General features: G+C 70.4%; 21 protein-coding genes, 1 tRNA gene and 1 riboswitch. Of the genes, 5 read left to right on the top strand and 17 right to left on the bottom strand.

Going from position 1 to position 18783, the window contains the following annotated elements; all coding sequences use genetic code 11:
• Positions 1 to 24: 24 nt before the first annotated feature.
• The 4 genes from BIV28_RS16870 to BIV28_RS16855 all read left to right on the top strand — a co-directional run bounded on the left by BIV28_RS16870 (position 25) and on the right by BIV28_RS16855 (position 4184).
• Positions 25 to 1443, top strand: coding sequence for an MFS transporter (locus BIV28_RS16870; protein ID WP_242653104.1), 1419 nt, complete (start codon positions 25 to 27; stop codon positions 1441 to 1443).
• An 18-nt stretch (positions 1444 to 1461) separates the two neighbouring features.
• Positions 1462 to 2163: an iron-dependent transcriptional repressor DtxR gene (locus tag BIV28_RS16865; protein WP_076263731.1), complete on the top strand. Its 702-nt coding sequence runs from the start codon at positions 1462 to 1464 to the stop codon at positions 2161 to 2163.
• A gap of 228 nt (positions 2164 to 2391) precedes the next feature.
• A riboswitch (cyclic di-AMP (ydaO/yuaA leader) is annotated at positions 2392 to 2594 on the top strand.
• 2 nt (positions 2595 to 2596) lie between these two features.
• Positions 2597 to 3349, top strand: a complete 753-nt coding sequence (locus tag BIV28_RS20460) for a C40 family peptidase (protein ID WP_076263696.1) — start codon at positions 2597 to 2599, stop codon at positions 3347 to 3349.
• 142 nt (positions 3350 to 3491) lie between these two features.
• Positions 3492 to 4184 carry a DsbA family oxidoreductase gene (locus BIV28_RS16855; protein WP_083707447.1) on the top strand — a complete coding sequence of 231 codons (693 nt, stop codon included), beginning with the start codon at positions 3492 to 3494 and terminating at the stop codon, positions 4182 to 4184.
• Positions 4185 to 4229: 45 nt separating this feature from the next.
• On the opposite strand, the gene BIV28_RS16850 is transcribed toward BIV28_RS16855, so the two are convergent.
• The 9 genes from BIV28_RS16850 to BIV28_RS16810 form a co-directional block, all read right to left on the bottom strand.
• Positions 4230 to 4874: a carboxymuconolactone decarboxylase family protein gene (locus BIV28_RS16850; protein WP_076263695.1), complete on the bottom strand. Its 645-nt coding sequence runs from the start codon at positions 4872 to 4874 to the stop codon at positions 4230 to 4232.
• Positions 4875 to 4961: 87 nt separating this feature from the next.
• Entirely contained in the window at positions 4962 to 5174 is a 213-nt protein-coding gene (locus BIV28_RS16845; protein ID WP_076263694.1) for a hypothetical protein, read from the bottom strand.
• A gap of 64 nt (positions 5175 to 5238) precedes the next feature.
• A complete protein-coding gene (locus BIV28_RS16840; protein ID WP_076263693.1) occupies positions 5239 to 5607 on the bottom strand; it encodes a hypothetical protein in 369 nt (122 codons plus the stop codon).
• Between the two features lie 508 nt (positions 5608 to 6115).
• Positions 6116 to 7105 (bottom strand): cupredoxin domain-containing protein, encoded by a 990-nt coding sequence (locus tag BIV28_RS16835; RefSeq protein WP_076263692.1) that lies wholly within the window; start codon positions 7103 to 7105, stop codon positions 6116 to 6118.
• 227 nt (positions 7106 to 7332) lie between these two features.
• Positions 7333 to 8139: a CYTH domain-containing protein gene (locus BIV28_RS16830; RefSeq protein ID WP_076263691.1), complete on the bottom strand. Its 807-nt coding sequence runs from the start codon at positions 8137 to 8139 to the stop codon at positions 7333 to 7335.
• A gap of 238 nt (positions 8140 to 8377) precedes the next feature.
• A tRNA-Arg gene (locus BIV28_RS16825) sits at positions 8378 to 8453 on the bottom strand.
• A gap of 671 nt (positions 8454 to 9124) precedes the next feature.
• Complete coding sequence (locus tag BIV28_RS16820) at positions 9125 to 9421, bottom strand: hypothetical protein (RefSeq protein ID WP_076263690.1); 297 nt, start codon at positions 9419 to 9421, stop codon at positions 9125 to 9127.
• 234 nt (positions 9422 to 9655) lie between these two features.
• Entirely contained in the window at positions 9656 to 10126 is a 471-nt protein-coding gene (locus BIV28_RS16815) for a hypothetical protein (protein ID WP_207556056.1), read from the bottom strand.
• A gap of 175 nt (positions 10127 to 10301) precedes the next feature.
• Complete coding sequence (locus BIV28_RS16810) at positions 10302 to 11057, bottom strand: DUF6308 family protein (protein WP_076263688.1); 756 nt, start codon at positions 11055 to 11057, stop codon at positions 10302 to 10304.
• Positions 11058 to 11550: 493 nt separating this feature from the next.
• Between BIV28_RS16810 and BIV28_RS16805 the strand changes: the two genes are divergently transcribed.
• Positions 11551 to 11751, top strand: a complete 201-nt coding sequence (locus BIV28_RS16805) for a hypothetical protein (RefSeq protein WP_076263687.1) — start codon at positions 11551 to 11553, stop codon at positions 11749 to 11751.
• A gap of 224 nt (positions 11752 to 11975) precedes the next feature.
• Here BIV28_RS16805 and BIV28_RS16800 read toward each other — a convergent pair whose 3' ends face one another.
• The 8 genes from BIV28_RS16800 to BIV28_RS16770 all read right to left on the bottom strand — a co-directional run bounded on the left by BIV28_RS16800 (position 11976) and on the right by BIV28_RS16770 (position 18675).
• Positions 11976 to 12476 (bottom strand): hypothetical protein, encoded by a 501-nt coding sequence (locus BIV28_RS16800; RefSeq protein WP_207556055.1) that lies wholly within the window; start codon positions 12474 to 12476, stop codon positions 11976 to 11978.
• Between the two features lie 251 nt (positions 12477 to 12727).
• On the bottom strand, positions 12728 to 13561 hold the full coding sequence (locus BIV28_RS16795) for an alpha/beta fold hydrolase (protein WP_076263685.1): 834 nt from the start codon (positions 13559 to 13561) through the stop codon (positions 12728 to 12730).
• Position 13562: 1 nt separating this feature from the next.
• Positions 13563 to 13712 carry a hypothetical protein gene (locus BIV28_RS20090; protein WP_207556054.1) on the bottom strand — a complete coding sequence of 50 codons (150 nt, stop codon included), beginning with the start codon at positions 13710 to 13712 and terminating at the stop codon, positions 13563 to 13565.
• A gap of 92 nt (positions 13713 to 13804) precedes the next feature.
• Positions 13805 to 14377: a PadR family transcriptional regulator gene (locus BIV28_RS16790; protein ID WP_076263684.1), complete on the bottom strand. Its 573-nt coding sequence runs from the start codon at positions 14375 to 14377 to the stop codon at positions 13805 to 13807.
• A 253-nt stretch (positions 14378 to 14630) separates the two neighbouring features.
• On the bottom strand, positions 14631 to 15545 hold the full coding sequence (cysM, locus tag BIV28_RS16785; RefSeq protein ID WP_242653103.1) for a cysteine synthase CysM: 915 nt from the start codon (positions 15543 to 15545) through the stop codon (positions 14631 to 14633).
• 141 nt (positions 15546 to 15686) lie between these two features.
• Positions 15687 to 16226 carry an SRPBCC family protein gene (locus BIV28_RS16780; protein WP_076263682.1) on the bottom strand — a complete coding sequence of 180 codons (540 nt, stop codon included), beginning with the start codon at positions 16224 to 16226 and terminating at the stop codon, positions 15687 to 15689.
• A gap of 155 nt (positions 16227 to 16381) precedes the next feature.
• On the bottom strand, positions 16382 to 16828 hold the full coding sequence (locus BIV28_RS16775; protein ID WP_076263681.1) for an SRPBCC family protein: 447 nt from the start codon (positions 16826 to 16828) through the stop codon (positions 16382 to 16384).
• Between the two features lie 317 nt (positions 16829 to 17145).
• Positions 17146 to 18675, bottom strand: a complete 1530-nt coding sequence (locus BIV28_RS16770; RefSeq protein WP_076263680.1) for a DNA polymerase IV — start codon at positions 18673 to 18675, stop codon at positions 17146 to 17148.
• Positions 18676 to 18783: the final 108 nt, after the last annotated feature.

The raw sequence follows: 18783 nt of genomic DNA, 5'->3' as shown, positions 1-18783 counted from the left end.
ACCCGATCGTTAGGGTCCTGTGGCGTGACCGAGACTCAGGGGGAGCGGAACGGCGGGCCCGGGCCCGAACCGGGGCATATCGGACGCCCGTCGGGGCGCCCGGGCCCTGCGCCCGGCCCTGCATCGGCGCCTGCCCAGGAGGGCGAGCCCCTGCGCCTGCGCGCCGTCGCGCTGTCGGCGTACGGGCCGACGCTGCTCGGCTCCACGGGTGCCGGCGCCGTCGCGCCGATCATCGCCGTCTCGGCCCGTGAGCTCGGTGCCTCGCTCGGCGTCGCGGCCCTGCTCGTCGGGACCCTCGGCATCGGCCAGCTGCTCGGCGACCTGCCGTCCGGGGCGCTCGCGGCGCGCATCGGCGAGCGGCGGGCCCTGCTCGTGGCCGCCGTCGTCGAGGCCGTCGGCATGGTCGTGGCGGCGCTGGCCGGCTCGGTCGCCGGGCTCTTCACTGGCGTGCTCGTCATCGGGTTGGCCGGATCGCTGTTCGGCCTGGCCCGGCAGGCCTACCTCACCGAGGCGGTGCCGGTCGCGATGCGGGCCCGGGCCCTGTCGACGCTCGGCGGGGTTCACCGCATCGGCTACTTCATCGGCCCGTTCGTCGGCTCTCTCGTCATCACCCGGTGGGGTATCGAGTCGGCCTACGTCGTCGGCGGCATCGCGAGCGTCGCGGCGTTCCTGCTCGTGCTCGTCGCGCCCGACATCACCGCCGGCCACGACGCGCACGCGGCCGGTCGGGGCGGTCGGGGCGGTCGGGGCGGTCGCGTCCGGGGTGGCGGGCGCGCCCCGCGGTCGGTGGCGTCGGTGCTCCTCGAGCACCGGCACGTGCTCCTGACCCTCGGCACCGGTGCGATGTGCGTCGCCGGCGCGCGGGCGATCCGCGAGGCGCTCGTGCCGCTGTGGGCCGAGTCGGTCGGGTTCAGCCCGGCGCAGACCTCGCTCGTCTTCGGCGTCGCCGGAGCCGTCGACATGCTCCTGTTCTATCCCTCGGGCTGGCTCATGGACCGGTTCGGCCGGGTGGCCGCCGCGGTGCCGAGCATGCTCGTGCTCGGCCTCGGCATGGCGCTGCTGCCGCTCGCCACCTCGCTCGTGGCCGTGACCGCCGCCGCCACGGTGCTCGGGATCGGCAACGGCCTCGGGGCCGGGCTCATCATGACCCTCGGGGCCGACGCGTCGCCGGCCGACGGGCGTGCCCAGTTCCTCGGCGGGTGGCGCCTCTGCGCCGACCTGGGAAGGGCGGCGGGCCCGCTGGCGTTGTCAGCCCTGACGGCCGTCCTGACGCTCGGGGCGTCCGCCGTCGTCCTCGGCGCGGCGGCGCTGCTCGGCGCGGGGTGGCTGCGCATCTGGGTGCCGCGCCACGACCCGACGCGACCCCTGCGGGGCCGCGGTGCCGGCGCCGCGGGAGAGGCGGCGGAAGGGGCGCCGGGAGGGGCGACGCCCGAGGCGTCCTGATTCTGAGAAGGTATGACCGTGACGGACCTGATCGACACCACCGAGATGTACCTGCGCACCATCTTCGAGCTCGAGGAGGAGGGCATCGTCCCCCTGCGCGCACGCATCGCGGAGCGTCTGGGCCACTCCGGCCCGACGGTGTCGCAGACCGTGGCCCGGATGGAGCGCGACGGCCTCGTCGCCGTGTCGGGCGACCGTCACCTCGAGCTGTCCGACCACGGCCGCCTCCTCGCGACGCGCGTCATGCGCAAGCACCGCCTCGCCGAGCGGCTCCTCGTCGACGTCATCGGCCTCGAGTGGGAGTACGCCCACGACGAGGCGTGCCGCTGGGAGCACGTCATGTCGGAGAAGGTCGAGCGCAAGATCCTCGGCCTCATCGAGGGTGGCCTCGAGTCGCCCTACGGCAACCCGATCCCGGGGCTGCACGAGCTCGGCGTGTCCGAGGAGGCCGCCGCCGGCTTCCTCACCGGCCTCACGGCCCTGACCACCGCGGCGGGCGCCGAGCCGGCTGTCGTGACGATCCGCCGGATCGGCGAGCCGGTGCAGGTCGACCCCGAGGCGCTGGCCCTGCTCACCTCCGCCGGGGTGCTGCCGGGGGCGCGGGTGCGCGTCGTCCGCGAGGGCGGGCGGGTCGTGGCCGTGAGCGAGGCGCCGGACGCCGGTGAGGGCGTGTCGCTGCCCGACGAGGTGGCCGTCCACGTGTTCTGCCAGGCCGCCTGAGCCCACGCCAGCGGACGCCTCGGAGGCGTGCCCACGGAGCGGACCGGGCCCGACCTGTCCGTTTCGTCCGATTCGGCGTGCCCGATTGTGTTGGGGCTGTGGGCATTTGGGACGGCCTCGGACGATCCGACGGAAAATCCGTTGAAATCGTCGGTCTCTCGGGGTGACAACCCGCGCGCAGTTTGGGTAGCGTGAGCCCCGCTCGCTCTCCCCGTCGGGCGAGTGCCACGGGTCGAACCGCCTAATCCTGCCATCGACCCGGGGCCCCTGCACGATCCGCATGGCAGGAGCGGGGGAACCACCTTCGGGCGTCTCCGGACGTCCTCGGGGTGAAGCCCTCCGTGGACCGCAAGGTCCGAGCGATGGCCGGGCGAGCAGTACCTCAATCCGCCCGAACCCGACAGCTCACCTCGTAGGCGTCGAGAGGTCAAACGTGGCTCAGAACGTTACCGGGCGCCACCGCGCCCCCGGCCGGTTCAACGCGATCGCCGAGCTCAAGCTCATCGCCAAGGAGTCCGCTCAGCCCGCCGTGAAGGGTGCCGCGATCGTGGCCGCTTCCGGTGGTCTCGTCGCGACGTTCGCCGGTCCGGCGAGCGCGGCCGACGGCTCGAGCACCGCGGCGCCGTCGGTCGTCGGCCCCCAGGTCGGCACGCTCAAGGCGGCCAGCGCCCTCTCCTCGATCGGCTACGCCAAGCCGGCCGCGAAGCAGGCGACGGTCAAGCCGGTCGTCATCAAGGACGTCAAGGTCGAGAAGGAGCGCGCCGCCGCCAAGGCTGCGGAGGACGCCCGCCAGCAGGCCGCCGACCGCGCGTCCCGCTCGGCCTCCCGCGTCGCGCTGTCCGACCCGGCGCCCACGGCGTCCGGCATCGTCGGCATCGCCCAGTCCTACTTCGGCGTCCCGTACGTCTACGGCGGCACGAGCCCGTCGGGCTTCGACTGCTCGGGCTTCGTCCAGTACGTCTTCCGCCAGGCCGGCGTCTCTCTGCCGCGCACGGCGTCGCAGCAGAAGGCCGCCACGACGCCGGTCAGCAACCCGCGCGCGGGTGACCTCGTCTTCTTCGGCTCGCCGGTCTACCACGTCGGCATCTACGTCAGCCCCGGCGTCATGATCGACGCCCAGCGCCCCGGCACCACGATCGGCTACCACTCGATCTGGACCACGCCGTCGGGCTACGGCCGCGCCTGAGCCTCGGCTCGCAGCCACGGACCCTCCGTCGCGCCCCCACCCGTCCGGGTGGGGGCGCGACGTCGTTCTCGGGACTTTCCGGGGTTCGTCCCGAGGCATCGGGGCCGCCCGTCGCCGGGTGCGACCGTGGTTGGATGAGGTGATGACCGTCCAGCCTGCTGCAGAGTCCACGACCCTCATCGAGCTCGACGTCTGGGCCGACCTCGTCTGCCCCTGGTCCTGGATCGCCAAGCGCCGGATCGAGGCCGCGATCCACGCCTTCGAACGGCCGCACGACGTCACGGTGCGGCTGCGCGCCTACGAGCTGGACCCGGAGTGGCCGGCCCGGCGCAACGAGCCCGTGCCCGACCAGCTCGGTTCGCGGCCCGACGAGGAGGCCGAGGCCGAGCGGGCGCTGCGCGCGCACGCCCACGAGGTGGCCGAGGCCGACGACCTCGTCTTCGACCTCGACTCGGCCGTCACGGCCAACACCTTCGACGCGCACCGGCTCGTGTCGCTGGCCCGCGAGCTGGGCGGCCCGGCCCTGCAGTCGGCCGCGGTCGAGCGGTTCTTCACCGCGCACTTCCGCGAGGGCCTGCCGCTCGACGAGCCGGAGGTGCTGCAGCGGCTCGCCGCCGAGTGCGGCCTCGACGAGCGGCGCGTGGCCGCGGTGCTCGCGTCCGACCACTACGCGGGCGAGGTGCGCTCCGACGAGAAGCAGGCCCGCGACCTCGGCATCACCTCGACGCCGTTCGTGCTCGCCAACGGGTTCGCCGCCGTGGCCGGGGCGCGCCCGGTCGAGGAGTACCTCGCGCTGCTGCGCGGGGTCGCCGTGCAGGGCGGCGACCGGGCCTAGCGCCCGGCTGACGCACCACGCGTCCGGGCCTCGACGCGTCCGGGCTCAGGGGGCGTCCGGGGTCGACGCGTCGACGCTCGTGGCCGAGGGCGCCCCGGCGGTGGGCCGCCCGAACGACACCGCGTCGCCGACCGGCACCGGGGACGCCGAGCGCAGCTGCGCGTCGGGCTGGGCGCCGAGGGCCGCGTTGACCATCGAGAAGGCCCGGCGCAGCGCGACGAAGACCGTGATGGCGAAGATCTGCCGGTCGTCGAACCCGGCCGCGCGCAGTGGCTCGAGGTCGGCGGGGGTCGTCGCGTTGGCGTCGCGGGCGACCGTGCGCGCCCACGCGGCGAGCGCGGCGTCGGTGGCGTCGAGCGACGCGTCGTCGCCGGTGAGCACGGCCCCCGCGACGTCGTCGCCGGCCTCACCGGCGAGGCGGTTGCCCCACGCGAGCGCGCAGTAGGAGTCGCCCGCGGTGGCCGCCGCGGCGCTGACGAGGATGCCGCGCTGCCGAAAGCTCAGGCCGCCGATGCGGACCATGTCGGCGAGCAGCGCGAAGAGCGTGTCGTGCGCGGCCGGGTCGTGCGCCCACAGGTGCGACAGGTTCATGACGAAGCCCTGGGTGTCGACGTCAACCTGGAACGAGGCGCGGACGTGATCCGTCAGCGGCGGTTCGGTGAGGAAGCCGTGGGCGGGGTCGGTGGCCATGACGCGCTCCGTTCGTCCGTGCGTGCGACGCCTTCACATCGTGGCACGCGCGGACGGGGCGGGGGAGTGGTCCGGTGGGGCGTCCGATCAGAGCGCGGGGGCCGTGAGGGCGTCAGGGCCCTGGGAGAGGTCGATGCTGACGTCGACGGCGCGCAGCTCGCGCACGAGCGCGTCCTCCCGGGCGGTGAGCTCGGCCAGGTGCAGGGCGTCGGTGCGGGTGCCGGCGGACAGGGCGGCCCAGCGCACCTCGTCCTCGACGCGGGCCAGCTCGGCGACGATCGCTGTGACGGTTCTGCTCATGGGCTGCCCGTACCCACCCCGGGTACCCGTTGAACACCGCGTCGGCGCGTCGCCAGGGGGCGGGTCAGTCCCGCTCCCACGGAGCCTCCTCGCCCATCTTCGCGTAGTACTTCGCGAGGTGGCTGCGGACGCGGTCGGCGTCCTTCGCCGGCAGGTCGACCCCGCCGCGGGAGCCCTGCATCACGGCCGCCGCGGCCATGACCCCGCGGGGCACGGCGTGCAGCCGGCCGTCGACGACATCGGCGACGAGCAGCTTGTAGGCGGTGAAGTTGTCCTTCTTCTTCGCGTCGTACCAGACGTGCGCGTCGCGGTACCTCGCGTTCGGCTCGTCCTCGGCGTCGGCCCAGCGGCGGACCCGCTTCTCGGCGGCGTCGCCGTCCCACTCACGGTCGCGGTCGGCGAGGGGGAGGTCCTGGAAGCTCGTCACGCTCATGGGGGCGTCCTTTCCGGCGTCGGGCGCTGCGCAGCGTCGGTCGCTGCGGCGTCGTGCTGCCGGTGGACGCCGTACCCGCGTCAGGACGCGCCGACACGCGCCGACACGCGCCGCGCAGGGAGCGTCGGGCGAGGGCCGCCGGGGCTGGGAAGGGGCTCGTCCCGCCGCGTTTCGGGTGGCCAGTTCCGGGAGGGTGAAGCCTGGTCCGGGAGGGCGCCGCGGCGGGACGAGCAAGTGTGGACGGGTCCGGCCGGACGGTGAAACGACCCGGCCGTCTTTTCGACCCTGAGTCCACGGTGACACACGTCGGTACCCCGTGGGGGATTCTGTGGCTGCGACTTCCTGCAACATCCCCGTGAGTGGGCTGGGTGTGCGCCGGATCCTGTCGGATGCTCCCTCGGCGTCCGTTTTGGGCCACCCGGGACGACGAGCCGTCGCCGGCCCGGGTCCCGGTCGACGCCGGTGGGGTGGTGTCGACGCACCGCCCCACCGGCGTCGGTCCGGCAGGTCAGTCGTCGTGGCCGGCCGTGACGACGACCTTGCCGACCATCCCCATCCCGTCGTGGAACATGCAGATGTACGGGTAGGTGCCGGCCTTGTCGAAGGTCACGCGGAAGTGCGTGCCCGGCCCGGCCGTCGGCAGGACGCCCGAGCTGAGGGACCCGCCGGTGAAGTGCGTCGGATCGCCGACCGGGAACGGCGCGGGCGGCTCGGGGCCGAAGGTCACCGTGTGCGGGACCGGGTCGCCGTTGTTGAGCGACCAGTCGAAGTCGATCGTGTCGCCGACGTGCACGTGCACCGTGGTGCGGATGAACCGCATGATCATCAGCATCCCGGCCTCGTCGACCGCGCCGACGAAGACGTGGTGGCTCGAGGACTCGGTGCGCGCCTTGGCGTAGAACCGGTTGCCGTCACGGATCATCTCGGCGCGGCCCTTGCGGAACTGCCGGTCGTAGAACCGCTGGCTGTGCGGGTAGGCCGTGCCGGCGGCCGCCACGTGGACCGTGCCCTTCATGGCCTTGCCGTGGATGAGGCAGTAGTACACGAAGTCCCCGGTGCCGGTGAAGGTCAGGTTGTACGAGGTGTACGTCGCGGGCAGCTCGGAGAACTGCAGGGTCGACAGGACGCCGGAGTTGCGCATGTCGCCCGGGGCCGCGATCGAGTGCTGGGGAGACGGCGTCGTCTGCGCCGGGTCCGTGGGGTCGAACGGTGCCGGCAGCTGGCCGACCGGCAGGAACGTGACGGTGTGGGGCTCCATGGAGTCGGCCGTCCAGTGCACGGTGTCACCCACGTCGATCCAGATGTCGCCCGGCAGGAACTGCATCCCCTGGATCGCCCCGTTGGGCGACTGCGCTCCGACGTGCACTCTCCAGGTGGTCGGGCTGTGGCTCGTCTCGGCTCCGGCGACGCTCGCTGGTGCGAGGAACGCGGTGCCGAGAAGGACCGACCCGATGGCTGCCAGCAACGTCTTGAGTCGTGTGGACGCGTGTTTCTTCATGGGTCCTCCATAGGAGCGGAACGTCGCCCTCCGAAGCCCCCGAAGGGCGTGTCCACGCTAGGGAAGACGAGGTGCGCCCACAGTGGAACAGGAACATCCCAGAGGGCCCCCAAGGACCTCCCAGCGGGGAGCGTCGTTTGGCCCCACCATGTCGGTCCATTCCGTGACGTGTCTCCGGAATCGACTGTGTCGCAGCACATCCCGCAACATCGGGATGCGGCCTCATGCTACGACGTCGCGCCCGACAGCTCGCGCGCGAAGAACTCGAGCGCCGTCTTGGTCTTCGTCTGCTGTGCGGCCGCCAGGTCGACGCCGTGGGAGGAGAGGTAGCCCCGGACGATGGCGGCGGTGTCGAACGTCTCGGCGGTGGGGCACTTGGTCGACAGCTCGAGGATGCGCGTGCTGTCGGGGTAGAGCCACAGCTCGGCGACGAGCCGGCGGTCGAAGTCGGGCGGCGTGAACTTCAGCTTCAGGACGTTGATCGGGCCGAGGACCGAGAGGTCGTCGATGGCGATGCCGGCCGGCGCGTGGGACTCGTACAGGGCGCGCTGCTGCTTGGTGAACAGCTTGGACAGCGGACGGGCGCCGGCCATGACCTCGAGGATCTTGGCGTCGGGCTGCTCGGCCTTCATCGACGCCGAGCAGACGAAGCCGCCGGGCATGGCGTCGACCTCGACCCCGAAGCCGGGCGCCTGCCGCTGTTCGGCGCTGAGGTTCTCGGGGTCGACCGGGCGCAGCTTGACGACGGAGTCGCCGGGCCGGGCCTGGATCCTCCGGGCGCGCAGCACGACTCCGTGGCCGTTGAGGTCGAGGCCGGGGGTGTCGAAGAAGAAGACCTGGCGGATGTGGCTCTCGAGCGGGTCCATGCCGAGGGCCATGACCGTCGATCGCTGGTTCGCGTCGGGCACGCTCAGCTTGAGCTCGACGGTGTCGGCGCCCTTGATGAGCCGCAGCAGCTCGACGAGCTGCTTGTCGCTGAGGGCCCCCGCGCGAGCCGGCTCGGCGGGCTGGTCGGGCTTCGTCTGTGTGGTCACAAGCAACCTCCTCGGAAACGGCTCGACGCAAGGTCGCCCGCCGGATGGCCCGATTCGCTCGCGACTGCTCGCTTCGCCCGCGAACCGGGATGGTGCCGACCACGCCGCAACGCCGGGCGTCGGGACGCCGCCGACGCAGTCATGGTGGACGCCCGGCGCGGAGGTCCGCGTCAGCCGTTGCGGGTGAATGGGCCGGCGGCGCGCTGGCTGCCCGGTTCGGACGGAAGGTGTGAAGGTGTGGTGCCCCCGGCAGGATTCGAACCTGCGACACCCGCTTTAGGAGAGCGGTGCTCTATCCCCTGAGCTACGAGGGCGGGGCATGGCTTCAACCTTCTGGATGGAGCCTCGCTGCAAACGTCGCAATAGCGAGGCCCGGATGGGCTGGCCAACGGGGGACAGGCTACTGGACCGCGTCACCAGGCTGCGCACAGGCGCCCGCCCGCCTGTTGCCGCGCCCACGAGCCGAAGCCCCGCGTCCGCCCGTGTCAGTGCGCGCTCGGCCATGGGCCAGCCAAGAGGGCACCGGCGCTCCGCGAACCAGTGTCACACCGCCGCTTCAGGGCTCTTGTGTTGAGCGATCCGGACGGGAAGCGTTGAGCGCCTTGCAATGGCGGACAACGACTTCGTACTGCATCTCAAGCAGTTTGTACGCTCCTGGGCCCAGCTTGTTGAAGTCGTATCGGGAGCGGCGTCCCATCTCGAACAACGACGCGAAGGCGAGGGACACACTGTCCGGGAACAAGGCGTTGACGAGTTGGTTGGTCCCACGACCACCATGGGCGGCCCCGGGCGGGGATGTGTGCTTTCGGGGGGTGGCGCTCATCACGCGAAAGCGTAGGCTCGCCGGAGAGTGCGGAGTGCACCCACTGGTGAGCGGCGTAGGCCAGCGCGACGGCCGCCCAGTCCTCGAAGTCGTTGTCCCGAAGAGCGTCAGCCGCAGCTTTATGCCGCTTCGCACGCTCGAGGTGCCAGTTCCGACTCCCCATCAGGCCTCTGCGTAGGACTCGTCCGTCACTGCTTCCAGCGGGACGACGTCGTACTCGAGGGCGAACTCGTCCTCGTGCTCGCGCTCGAACGCGCGCAGGACCTCGATCGCGGCCATGCGCGTATCCCAGTCGTAGTTCTCGAGCATCGCGCCCACTCGGGCGATCCGAGGGGCGGGCTCCCAGCGCACGCTGAGGTGGCGCTTGCCCACCGTGTCCGCGATCTCTTGGAACCGTCCACTGAGTTCAAACTCGAGCGTCTTCACGGTGACCATCGACCCCGTCCCCTCCCGATCCATCGTTTGACGATAACGCAAGGTAACCACGCGAGTGTGACACCGCACGCGTCTTGCGGTGCGTCAGCGTCCTCGGGCGCATATTTGGCCCGACATCCATTAGAACACATGTTCGACACTGATGGGGATGCGTGTTTGACGGTTCGGTGGCGAGTAGGCCGGGGTCGGCCGGCCCAGCTGGTGCCGTGTCACAACGCCGCGTGGCCGCGCGCTCAGGAGTTGCTCACTCGCACTGAGCTAACTGGCCACGCCTCTGGCTTTGAGATGCGCGCCGATGGGGCCTGAGGCCCAATCGCGGTCGTAGAAGTTGACCTGCACCCGGGTGGTCGCGGGGTGGGGTTGCAGGCTGTCAGGCAGGGTTGTGGCCCGTCCGCGGTGATCCACAGCACTGATCGTGCAGTCGTCAAGGAGGAGTTCGTCGGCCCTGATCAGGCCCCGGCGCCGGCCACAGTCAAGCCCGGTGATCGCATCCCATGGAGCGTCCAGCCGGTACTTGTCGCGCTGAATTTGGATCCCGTCTTCTGTGACAGTCAGGGAGCGACGTGATGCCCGAACCATCGTCGAGACGCCGAACGCCAAGACCAGCACCGCGAGGGGCACAGCGAGGGAGAGCGGTCGAAGGACCGCCAGCAACAACGCAGCTGCGATAGCCGGAGTCAAGAAGGCCTCGAGTAGTACGAAGGGCTTTCGGAGGCGGTGGGTGCTCACATTGGCACGGTAGCGGCGGACTTGCTCCTGCGCTCTATCGACGCGGTGGAGGGCGGGCCCCTTCCTCGGCTGGCAGATGGCCAATGTCGAGTCCAGCGGGTCGGGCACTTGACCCGTGTCTATCCGCCGCGCAGGCGGGACGTTGCTCTACGCGGCGCTGACCTGACCTAATGCGCTACCTGACAGTCGTGTCCGAGTTCCGGTAGCTGGCCTCTTCATCGTCGCTGTTGGAGTCGTCAGGGCTCACTGCTGGAGCGTCGCCTTTGGAGTTCCAAGCCAGAATGTCCAGGAGCCGAACGTCACTGAGACGGCCCGGCTCTCCGGCGGCGGCTCTGAGAATCCCGAACGCACCGGGTTGGCTCGTGATGTCCTGTTTGATCGCATCGGTGATCAGGACCATGTAGTCGGCCCAGGTCCGGCCCTTAGCACGGCCGACTGGGGCGTCGTCGCCGACGTAGCAGGCGTGCACCCACCGGTCATGGAGCACAACCGAGTGAGGTCGCTTGCGGTGGAGCACCTTGGACAGAGTTGTCCCTCCGACGCCCCACGGAGACGAGGTCGGGTCGTCCAGCACCTCGTACAGCCCACGCACGGCCTGCTGTAACTCCTCTCGATCTTCCACATCGGCTAGGGGCTCCTCCAAGATGGGGTGTCTCAGCGCCTCCTCCAGTTGACCGCGCACGCGTTGGAGTCCGTAGAACGACCTGATCTTGACCGGCACGTTCAACAGTCCCGGCGCGAGCAGGTCGCCGTCAGTGAGTCGGTCTGGCTCAGTGGTGCCGCCGTCGTAGTTGTCGTACGCGGGGAAGGCGAACGGGCGCGCACTCACCATGTTTCCCGCACTATTGGTGTAGTCGCGGATCCAAGCGGAAGCAGTGTCGAGCGTGATGACAACTCGACCGATCCGGACATCCCCCGTGTGCGTCGTCATGACCCGCACGGTACCGACCGATGCTCCTCAGCCACACGCCTCAGCGGGCCGGGATTCCCGAGACTATCCAGCGCGCTCCTCATCGAGGTTGGGCGGCCCATCAAGTTTCCAGCCTGACTGCGTCTGTTCGCCGCCAGCTGATCATGCGGTCAGAACAGCGCTGAGGCCACTTCGAAGCTCTGAGCGCAGTGAGGACAGCTGCCGGGTCCGAAGAGAAGGGACAGCTTCTCCGCGACGGCAGGGTGCCCGTTGAGCCGCGACAGGTGCAGAAGTCGGCCCTCGACTGTCGCTGGCGGTGGCGCAGCGGGGGACACTGTGGTTGCGGCCACCGAGGCATCCGTCTCGCTGGAGAGCGCGCCAAGATCCTCGTCCAGGTCGAGGACCAGTAGCTCTCGGCAGCCGGGCATTCCATGGGCATCTCGCCGTCGGCCACAAAGTTGAGATTGCGCTGCCACACTCCGCCGTCCTCGAACGCCATGAGAGCCTCGAGGCCATGAAGGAAATCGACGTCATTCGCTGCTCGGACAGGTTCCGCTCGGCAATGTCGCGCAGGTCGGCCAAGACGCCCGCATGCTCGGCGCGCACGACGCGCGGGTCGACCGGCCCGTCGGTGGACGCGATGATCGACGCCGCCAGATACACCGGCGCACTGAGCCCTTCCGGCTCATGCCGCTTGGCCATGACGGCCAACTGAGGCAGCGCTGCATAGCTCGCCGAGTACACCGTTCCCTGGTGACACAGCCGCCCCCACAGCTCGTCCCACTCCAGCGCTCTGTCCGAGCCCTCGGCCCTCGTCAGGAGGCCCGGGACGTCCTCCGCTGTCCCGTACGCGTCATTGAGCAACGCCCAGTTCGGCATGGTTCGCATTCAAGCATCCGACTGGCCTCAAGGGGCGAGGACAGAGGCGATCGCGGCATTTCAAGATGCCGTCCTCGCAGCTAAGCGGCGCTCAGCGAGCGCCCGAACAAACGTCAGGCCCCACGTGGCCAGCACCGGCATGTCCATGGCCTCGCTCGCCGTAGCCGGACCCCGCATCGCGCCGTTCACGTAGACCGCAACTTGTCCGCCGCCGCGGTGCGACACCATGGCAACGCCGTTCCAATCGGTCGAGGCCGCGCCAGTCAGCCCCACACCATCGCTCGTCGCACTGATCGACTTCACATGCGCCGTGCCCCACGTAATCAACCGGGCGCCCACGAGGTCGTCGACAGCCGGGGCCGCAATGCCGAACCAGTCCACCAGCCCGGCCACGAAGATCCGGCTGGATTGTGGAAGGTGTGGATCGTCGGCGCGCGGCACGCCCAGCACGACGCCCGCGCCAAATGCTCCATCGGCCAGAACAATCGGCCAGAACATCCCGGGTCGTAGGTGCGCCGTCGACTTCGGGTCGAACGGGAATCGGGTGGCGCGCGGGCTCACCGAGGCATCATCGCAGCCTCCACGGGAACGCGTTGCGAAGCTCGCGAACGGCCGTTCACTGGCGGACGACACCGCCCGGAACCAGCGTCACTTCGCCGCCTGCCGGGGCGATGCCGCCGGGCCGGATCAGGCCTGTGATGCCGACGACGACATCGAACCTCGACACCACCTGTCCGCCCTGTGTCCCTGGCGCGACGAAGATCTGCTTGCGCGGTGTCTGATCGGTCTTCCCGCAACAACTCGCGGGTCCCTCAGTGTTCGCTGCTGAAGAACCGTAGCAACGGCGGGCCGATGATCTGTGGGTCGACGACGTGATCCGGCCCCTCGAGGGTCTCCCGTTGAGCGTGGGGTAGGAGGTCTGCAAGCTCGTCGGCTGCGCGGTCGAAGAAGTCCGAGGGCAGGCCCGCCATATAGGGGACCGTGATCGGTCCTCCGGTGGTGACCAGGACCGGTTGGGTGACCGTTGCCAGCCGATCGGCCGGCAACTGGTAGCGGTTGAGGAAGAGGCTGTCGTAGACCAGCGTGGGCGCGAGGGCGACTGAATCCGCCCAATGCGCCGACTGCTTGCCTGCCGCTTTCCTGGCCGCGATGTTGTCGTCGGAGGCGCCGGTCATGCGCATGAACAGTTCGAGAACCTCCTCGTCTCGCCCGGCGTCGAAGGCGCGTCGGGTGTCCGCGACGTACTCCTCGAATCGCGGGCGTATGTCGTCCCCGACCGCGTACGGCACCTCCCACACGGCGATCGTGTCGATGGCTGACCCGGCCGCGGCGGCTTCCAGCGCCAGAGCGCCACCAGAGGACGCCCCGAACAGGTGTGCCGAGCCGCCCGCCTCCGCGATCAACGCATCCAGGTCCTCGATCTCCCTTTCCACGGCGTAGGGCTCGGTGAAGCCGCTCGCGCCGCGTCCCCGACGGGCATAGTTGTAAACCGTGAAGTGCTCGGCGAGAGCAGGAATCAAGGGGGCGTTCTCGGCTCCGTCGTCCTGTGCGCCGCCCACCAGGACGACAGCCGGGCCGCTTCCCTTCCGGTCGTAGGCGATGGTGGTGCCATCATTTGATGTCACGCGAAAGGCCATCTCGTGCATCTCACGCCTCCGTTCGAGAGGTTTGTCTCAGCGCCTGAGCAGCGTGCCGACGACGGCCTCGGTGCGCGACCACCGCGCCCTTGCGATCACGGCCGCCACCGACGAGAAGGGCGAGCGGCAGCCACGGGCTCTGCTCGAGGATGGTGCTCATTCGGCTCTCCTCACCGCGTCCAGGCCTAGCGGACTAGTCAAGTTTGATTACCCGGCCAAAGTACGTGAGGAGGAGCGTCTAGTCAAGGTTGATTAGGGGACCGTTCGCCACGAACCCGGATCATCGGCCATGGTGTAGGCGCCCTCAGCCAGTCGCTTGCTCAGGCTCTTCGCCCACTCCAGTTCGGTGCGTGCATGGCCCGCCCACAGTTCGGCCTGATCGCGGACGTGTTCGGGAATGTCGGGGTTCGGGTGCTCCCGCCACCTGGCCTGCTCTACGAGCTCCGCTTCCAGGCGCGCGACCCGCTCGTTGACGTGCGCGATGGCATCTGTCCTGGTCAGCATGGGCAACATGGCGATCGACGCGTCGAGCATGGTGGGGTCATGGGTGCGCCGCAGACCGTCGCGGACCAGTTCGACTATCTCGTCACGTCCCCGAGCTGTCACGCGGTACAGAACGCGATCCGGCCCGGAATCGCCCGGCTCGGCGTGTTCGGTGAGGAGGCCATCAGCCGCCGCCTTCTTCAGCGCGTGATAGATCGAGCCGGGCTTGATCTTGGCCCAAATCTCCGCACGCCAACTCTGCAGCTCGGACCGCACCTGGTAGCCATGCGCGCCGCCGGAAAGGTGCACGACACCGAGTACCAGGAGCTTCGTCGCCGACATGCGCCCACCTCCGCTCAATCTGCTCGGACTCACTCCGCTTGCGCGCCCGCCAGGGTTGTGTCAACTCCCACCAACACTAGGGCGCCCTCCTGGTCCGGGTGGTGTCAGCACTGACCTACAACGGTGCTGGTGGAGACCTCCAAAGACAGGAGCTCGCGTTGCAACGCCGCAAGTCGACCTGACGTTTGGGGGACGGAATGGAACGTCAAGTCGCGTGCTCGGGGCCGGATGTCTCTGTGCGTCAGCCAAACTCTCAGGCGGGGAACACGCCGCTGGAGAGGTACCGGTCGCCGCGGTCGCAGACCACGAAGACGATCGTCGCCCCCTCGACCTCCTTGGCAACCTGCAGGGCGGTCCAGCAGGCGCCGGCCGCGGAGACACCGCCGAAGATGCCCTCCTCGCGGGCCAGCCGGCGGGCTGTCTCCTCGGCGTCGGTCTGGGTGACCTCTACGGTCCGGTCCACCGCCGACGGGTCGAAGATCTTCGGTACGTACTCCGGTGGCCAGGCGCGGATCCCAGGGATCTTGGAGCCCTCGGCGGGCTGTGCCCCGATGATCTGGATGCCGGGGTCGCGCGCCTTCAGGAACCGCGAGACCCCGGTGATCGTGCCGGTGGTGCCCATCGCGGACACGAAGTGCGTGATCCGTCCGTCGGTCTGTCGCCACAGCTCCGGGCCCGTTCCGTCTTCGTGGGCACGGGGGTTGTCCGGGTTGCCGAACTGGTCGAGGACCCGCCCGCGGCCCTCCCGCTCCATCCGCGTCACGACGTCGCGGGCCTCTTCCATGCCGCCGCGCGCCGAGGTGAGGACCAGCTCGGCTCCGTACGCCTTCATCGTCTGGATCCGCTCGGTGGAGGCGTCCTCGGGCATCACGATGACCAGTGGGTAGCCGCTGATCGCCGCCGCCATCGCCAAGCCGATCCCGGTGTTGCCCGACGTGGCTTCCAACAGGGTGTCGCCGGGGGAGATCTCCCCTCGCGCCTCGGCGCCCCGGATCATGCTGATCGCCGGCCGGTCCTTGACCGAGCCGGCCGGGTTGTTCCCCTCGAGCTTGGCGAGCAGCACGTTGCCGCGGCGTTCGTTCTCCGGCCCCGGCAGGCGCTGCAGACGCGCCAGAGGGGTGTCGCCGATGACGTCCTCCATCGTGGGGTACGCCGGAGGGTTGCTCACACGCCGGAGTCTACGGGGGCGGCCGCTGACACCCCGGCTCGACCAGAACTTGCGTCTGGACGTCCCGCGGAAGCCCTACCGCGGGACGTCGTGGTCGAGCGGCTGAAGCCCGCTGCACCGTTCGGGGATGCTCAGCGCGAGTCAGCTGGATCGGGCGGTCAGGCGTTGCCGCAGGCCGGTGGCCATGCCAGCGATGGTCAGCACGTCGATGAGTTCCCCTGCTGTCTTGGCCAGCCACCTACGGCGGACAGGGGCCATCCTCAGTCGGAGGAAGACTCGGGTTCCGACGCCGGTCGGTTCCAGGGTGATGGACCAGCTGAAGCTCGTGGCGCCGCGCTGCGAGGTGTAGACGATGGCGGTTGGCGGTTCGATCTGGGCGAGCGTGAGTGTCTCGTTCGTGCCGCCGTAGTCGGGAACGGTGTCGCCGACCTGCAGGTGCTGCCAGCGGTCCTGAATCTCCCAGGCGGCCCGCTTGGAGGCCGGCAGGAACCGTTCGAGCCCGGCAGGCAGGTACCACCCGGCGCGCCTCTTGCCCAGCTGGGTCAGCCAAGGCCACACCTGCGACGGCGGGGCGGGCAGCGTGAAGGCGCGGTCCATGACGACGTCGGCCGGGGCGATCAACTCGTCGCCGCGACGCGCTGTGGCTCTTTCCGCGGCCGTGGCCGCGATGGACGCGAACATGCCGTGCCTATCGACGATGGTCGGCGGGCAATGACTCTATCCGTGCCGGCAGACCTGCGGCCGTCACCGGACTGGCGCGATCCGCTCTCTCGGAACGTGCGTCCCACCGCCGTTTGCCTAGCGTCCGCAGGGGTCGCCGCGACGCGGTGGGAGGACTAAGTGGTCGTGCCCTCGAGGAGGTCCTTGAGGGCGCGCAGGTCCTTGAGGTTCGCGCGTCGCATGGCCCGTGCCATGACGGGAGCGGCGAGCTGGCCGAAGCCCGTCGGTTCCCCGCGGTTGCGCAGCGTCATTCGGGTCCCTCCGGCCGCCGCGTCGGACCAGGTGTAGGTCGTCTCCATCGGGAACGGCCCCTCGGCGGTGCTCATCACGAACCGTTCGCCCTCCACCAGGTCGCGAACCTCGTAGGTGTAGGCGATGCGCCGGCCGAGGAACTGCGCCTCGAACGCCATCCGTGACCCGACGGTGACAGGCGGCGGTGTCTCCAGGACCACGGACCTGATGTTCACGTACCAGCGTGGGGCGTTCTCCGGGTCGGACGCGAAGGCGGCCACTCGGTCGCGGGGAGCGTCGATGTCGATGGAGGTCTGCACGTCCACGGCCATCGCTGGAGCCTACTCGGGCGCGGGCGGCGAGGATTCCGCCGATGGCTCGCCCGGCGCCGTGGCGGCGAGCCCCGACCGCCCAACCGTTCGTCAGGAGAACCCCATTTCGCGCGCCCTTCCGGGCCTGAGGCAGCCACGATCTATTGCTTGATGATCGCGCCACTTGATGATCAAGCAAACAGGACCTACCGTTTTTCCTGAGCCCGGGAACCACACACGGTTGATGAATTCCGACGGAACCGTGACCTGCACGTCTCGTCGCATCGAGATGTTCGCCCCTCATGCGGTTCCCGGGCGCGCATCCGCGGGTCACGCCGTCACGAGGCCGGGGGAGTCGCCTCGCTCGGCAGCAGCATCGCGGTGATGTCCTCGACCCCGCCCAGGTTCGCCAGCGAGGTCAGGCGCGCTGGCGGACAGGGCGCGGGCGGGTCCACCTGCATCAGCAGCTCACGACGGATGTCGAACGTGCGCTCCGGCCCCGGCGGGGTGCCCGGGCCCTCGAACCGGACGGTGACCACGCCGTCCTCGGCCCGCACCACCCAGCCGGCACCGTGGTCCGGGTGGGAGACGTCCAGCCCGACCGCGACGGTGTGCAGGGTCAGCGGCGCCGGCAGCCGCTCCTCGTCCGTGTCGTCCGCGCCGTCCGTGTCGTCCGCGTCGTCCGCGCCGGCGGGGTCCTCCGCTCCGGCCGGGGCCTCCGTATCGGCCGAAGCGTCCGGTTCCCCACTGCGGGAAGGCGATCCGGTCAGGACGTCCAAGGCGTCGAGGTCATCGCCGGCAGAACGGCCGCCGTCGTCCTCCGGCAGGCGCAGCTGGGCCCAGTGCGTGAGGCCGGACAGGGAGACGCCGAGCAGGCGCACCGGCTCGACGGGGTTCGCCGCGGCGAGCGCCGCGCCCGCCGCCTCGCGCAGCTGCGCGGCCTCGGCGGTCGGGTGGGCCAGCGTGACCGAGCGGGTCAGCGTCGTGAAGTCGGCCAGCCGGACCTTGACGGTGACCGTCCGCGCGCCACCGCCGTGGTGCCCGAGCCGGCGCAGCGCCCGCGCCAGGACGTCCTCGAGCGCGCCCGGCAGCTCCCACCGCAGCAGGTCCTGGGCGAAGGTCCGTTCCGCACCGACGCTCTTGGCCTCGCGTTCGACGACGACCGGGCGCGGGTCGTCCCCGCGCGCGAGCCGGTACAGGTTCCACCCCGCCGCGTCGCCGAGGACGCGCACCAGCTCCTCACGCCCGGCCGCGCGGAGGTCGGCGACGGTGCGGATCCCGAGCGTGCGAAGGGTCGCCTCGGTGGCCGGCCCGACACCCCACAGGGCGCCCACCGGCTTCGGCATGAGGAACGCGTCCTCGTCCGCACCGGGCACGACGGTGAACCCGTGTGGCTTGTCCGCGTCGGAGGCCATCTTCGCGATGAGCTTGGACCGTCCTAGCCCGACGGAGACCACCAGCCCCGACCGGTTGTAGACGAGCCGGCGGGCCAGGTCGGCGGCCGTGACCGGGTCGGCCGCGAACGGTCCCGCGGCCAGGTCGACGAACGCCTCGTCGAGGCTGACCGGCTGCACCAGCGGTGACAGCTGCCGCAACGTGGCCATGATGACGGCGCTGTGGGCGGCGTACGCGGCGAACCGGGGCGTGAGCACGGTCGCGGACGGGCACAGGACCCTCGCCTGGGACATCGGCATCGCCGACCGGCACCCGAAGGCCCGCGCCTCGTAGTTCGCGGTGGCGACCACCCCTCGCGGGCCGGTCCCGCCGACCAGGACCGGGGTGCGCGCCAGGGACGGCTTGTGCCGGGTCTCCACCGAGGCGAAGAACGAGTCGGCGTCGACGTGCATCACGCTCGCGTCCTCGCGCACCGCTGGGCCTCCCTCCGCGCCTCTCCGACGGCACCGTCCCGGTGGTGGCCGCAGCCCTCACTGTGCCGCACGCCCACGCACCCGCGTCCCACCGGCGCCCGTCGCGGA

The organism is Intrasporangium flavum, from assembly GCF_001956915.1.
Classification (GTDB): Bacteria; Actinomycetota; Actinomycetes; order Actinomycetales; family Dermatophilaceae; genus Monashia; species Monashia flava.
The sequence above is the reverse complement of the archived record's forward strand: the minus strand, read 5'-3'. Positions and strand labels throughout refer to the sequence as shown.